At 71.6% G+C, this 2,888-nt stretch carries 2 protein-coding genes and 1 pseudogene; 1 reads left to right on the top strand and 2 read right to left on the bottom strand.

All coding sequences use genetic code 11. The annotated features are described in order from the left end of the window. On the top strand, positions 1 to 922 hold a 922-nt coding region (locus ACWCSD_RS50890), incomplete at its 5' end, for an MFS transporter (protein WP_449926805.1). A 563-nt stretch (positions 923 to 1,485) separates the two neighbouring features. On the opposite strand, the gene ACWCSD_RS50885 is transcribed toward ACWCSD_RS50890, so the two are convergent. Both ACWCSD_RS50885 and ACWCSD_RS50880 read right to left on the bottom strand, forming a co-directional pair. Then, a complete protein-coding gene (locus tag ACWCSD_RS50885) occupies positions 1,486 to 2,310 on the bottom strand; it encodes a PIG-L family deacetylase (RefSeq protein WP_397156192.1) in 825 nt (274 codons plus the stop codon). Positions 2,311 to 2,403: 93 nt separating this feature from the next. Beyond that, positions 2,404 to 2,888 (bottom strand): annotated as a pseudogene (locus ACWCSD_RS50880) (tetratricopeptide repeat protein); the annotation flags it as partial.

The raw sequence follows: 2,888 nt of genomic DNA, 5'->3' as shown, positions 1-2,888 counted from the left end.
GGTCGTGCTGATCGGCATCGTGGGCGCGGCCAACCTCGCTTCCGCCTTCGCCACCAGCTTCGCCGTCGTCCTGCTGGCCCGCTTCTTGATCGGCATCAGTGTCGGCGGCTTCTGGTCCCTGGCCGGCGGCATCGCCCTGCGCCTGGTGCCCGAACGCCACGTGGCCCGCGCCACCGCGGTCGTCTTCGGTGGCGTCGAAACCGCCTCCGTGCTCGGCGTGCCCGCCGGCACCCTGACCGGTGACCTCGCCGGCTGGCGCACCGCGTTCGCCGCCGTCGGCGTGCTCGGCCTGATCTCGCTGGCCTGCATGGTCATCGTGATGCCGAAGGTGGCGCCGCAGCGCACCCTCACGTTCGCGGATCTGCCGCGCGTGCTGCGCACCCACCGCGCCGTACGCACCGGCCTCGCCATGACCTTCCTGGCCATCACCGGGCACTTCACCGCCTACACCTTCCTGCGGCCCATCCTCCACGACGACGGCGTCGCCGACGGCATGATCAGCGTGCTGCTGCTCGTCTTCGGCGTCGCCGGCATCTGCGGCAACTTCCTCGCCGGCGCCCTGGTCACCACGCGCCTGCGGCAGACCGTGTGCGGCATCGGCCTGCTGCTCACCGCCGCCATGGCCGCCGTCGCGATCGGCAGCCACGACGTCCGGTCCGCGGCCGCGATCCTGGTCGTCTGGGGACTGGCGTACGGCGCCGTCCCGGTCACCTTCCAGACCTGGATGCTCAACGCCGCCCCTACCGCCACCGAGGCCGCGTCCTCCCTGTACGTCTCGACGTTCAACCTGTCCATCGCCCTCGGCGCCTTCGTCGGTGGACTGGCGGTCGATGCCGCCGGCCCGGTGAGCGTGCTGTGGATCGGCGGCGCCCTGGCCGTTCTGGTGCCGCCGCTCGTCACCGTCGCGGGCCGCCGGACATGACGACGGCCCGCACCGCCTCAAGGCATCACCCTTGGTTCGCTCTACGAACTGCTTATCCTGCGGGGAGTGTTTCATGAGCGACCACCCGTGAGACACCGCAAACGGGCAGGCACCCGAAACGCTGCAATGAACGGTCCCGTGGATGCCGACCCTCGCCATCGATATCGCTCACTGCGGGCGAACTTCTGCGATGCTCGCCGCGCGAGTGGCGCCCCGAGGAGGTCGCCGGACTCGACGTCGCCGAGAGGGAGCTGTCGGAAGGTCGCGCCCGCAAAGGGGGCAGGCCCCCGAAGGCCGGCTGAATCCACGGGCAGCACGAGAGCGGTGACGAGCTCCAGCATGAGAGGCGCACGGAGGTCGTCAGATTGCATGATGGTCTTCGCAGTGCTCGGCGAGCCGGCCCCCGGCGTCGTCGGCCCGGATCCGGTCGCTCGACTCGAACCGGGTGCTGCACCGGGAACGGTCGTCGGGATGTCCGGCCGTGCCGCACGCACGCTTGCCGGCGTCGGACCGCGACTCGGCGAAGATCCATCACCGCCGGACAGTCCGGCGGGAGGGGAGGGTCAGGGGCGGAGGCCGGTGAAGAGGTCTTCCTCGTGGTCGGGGGCGTTGACCTTGTTCAGCTTCCGTTCGAAGGCCTCGTGGGAGAACGCCTGGTGCTGGGCCTCGTCGGGCATGCGGAGGAGGAAGATGTTCTCGCCCTGGCTCTCGTGGGCCTTGAGTGCCTTGAGCTTGCGCTCGACGTACGGGGTGACGTCGACGACGGCGTTGACCCGCTCGTCGGGGGTGCCGAAGTCGTCGGACGGCTCGAAGCCGCCCAGGTCGACGCCGCTGTCGCGCATCAGCTCGAACATGCGCTTGATCGCCGCCCGGGGGATCGCCGTGTAGTAGAACTTGTCGGGGATGCCGGTCGCCTCGACGGCGGCCACCGTGATGCGGTGGGCCTGCACGTGGTCGGGGTGGCCGTAACCGCCGCCGCCGGTCTCGTCGTAGGTGATGACCACCTGCGGGCGGTAGCGCTCCATCAGCTCGCCCAGCCTGGCGGCGGCCACCTCGACCGGCACGTTGGCGAACGCGTCCGGGTGGTGGTTGGTGTCCCAGCCGTCCATGCCGGAGTCGCGGTAGCCGAGCAGCTCCAGATGGTCGATGCCCAGGTGCGCGACGGACTCGCGCAGCTCGGCCAGCCGCCGCTCGGCCACCCTGTCGGCGTCGTGACCCTCCTCGCCCGGTTTGACGCCGCCCGTGTCGTCACCCTGCTCGCCGTTGGTGCAGGTGACCAGCACGGTGCGGATGCCCTCGTCGGCGTAGCGGGCGAGGACGCCGCCGGTGCTCAGGCACTCGTCGTCGGGGTGGGCGTGGACGACCATCAAGGTGAGTTCCCGATCCATGAAGGGAACCCTACTCGGCGCGTGCGACACTTCCGGCCGCGCGTCCCGCGGCGACCGCGGCGGAGCGGCCGGGTGGGGGAAACGCCCGGCGGGTCAGGCGTCGGCGATCAGCGTCGCGGCCTTCCGGCGGGCGACGGCGGCGGCCGCGCGGTCGCCCAGCCCGTCGGCCACCGCCGCCTGCTTGAGCCAGTTGAACGGGCTGCACGGCCGCACGCCGATCCGCTCGCTCACCAGCGCCCGCGCCAGCTCGTGCCGCCCGCCCCGCAGCGCCGCCTCCAGCAGCGTCTTCTGCACGGCGTCCCGCTGGGCGTGGCTGCCGCCGAACTCGCCGACCCGGTGCCGGATCGGGTGCAGCAGATCGACCACCGCCGCGAAGTCGCCCCGCCCATACGCCACCAGGGCCCGGCACACCGGCAACCCCACCCGCAGCGTCATCGCGACGTTGGTCACCCCTGGACGGCCCTCCAGCGTGTACGCCTCCCGCGAGGCGATCAGCTTCTCCGCCTCCCCGATCCGCCCGGCCCCGACGTACGACATGACCGCGTGCACGTCGTTGAAGGCGTAGAACGGCTCGGCCA

It is taken from the genome of Nonomuraea sp. NPDC001684 (assembly GCF_053596515.1).
This window is presented reverse-complemented; position numbering and strand designations above follow the sequence as displayed.

Coding starts and splice junctions, on each gene's coding strand:
- ACWCSD_RS50885 (WP_397156192.1), bottom strand. CDS start 2,310: ATGGATCGGGAACTCACCTTGATGGTCGTCCACGCCCACCCCGACGAC.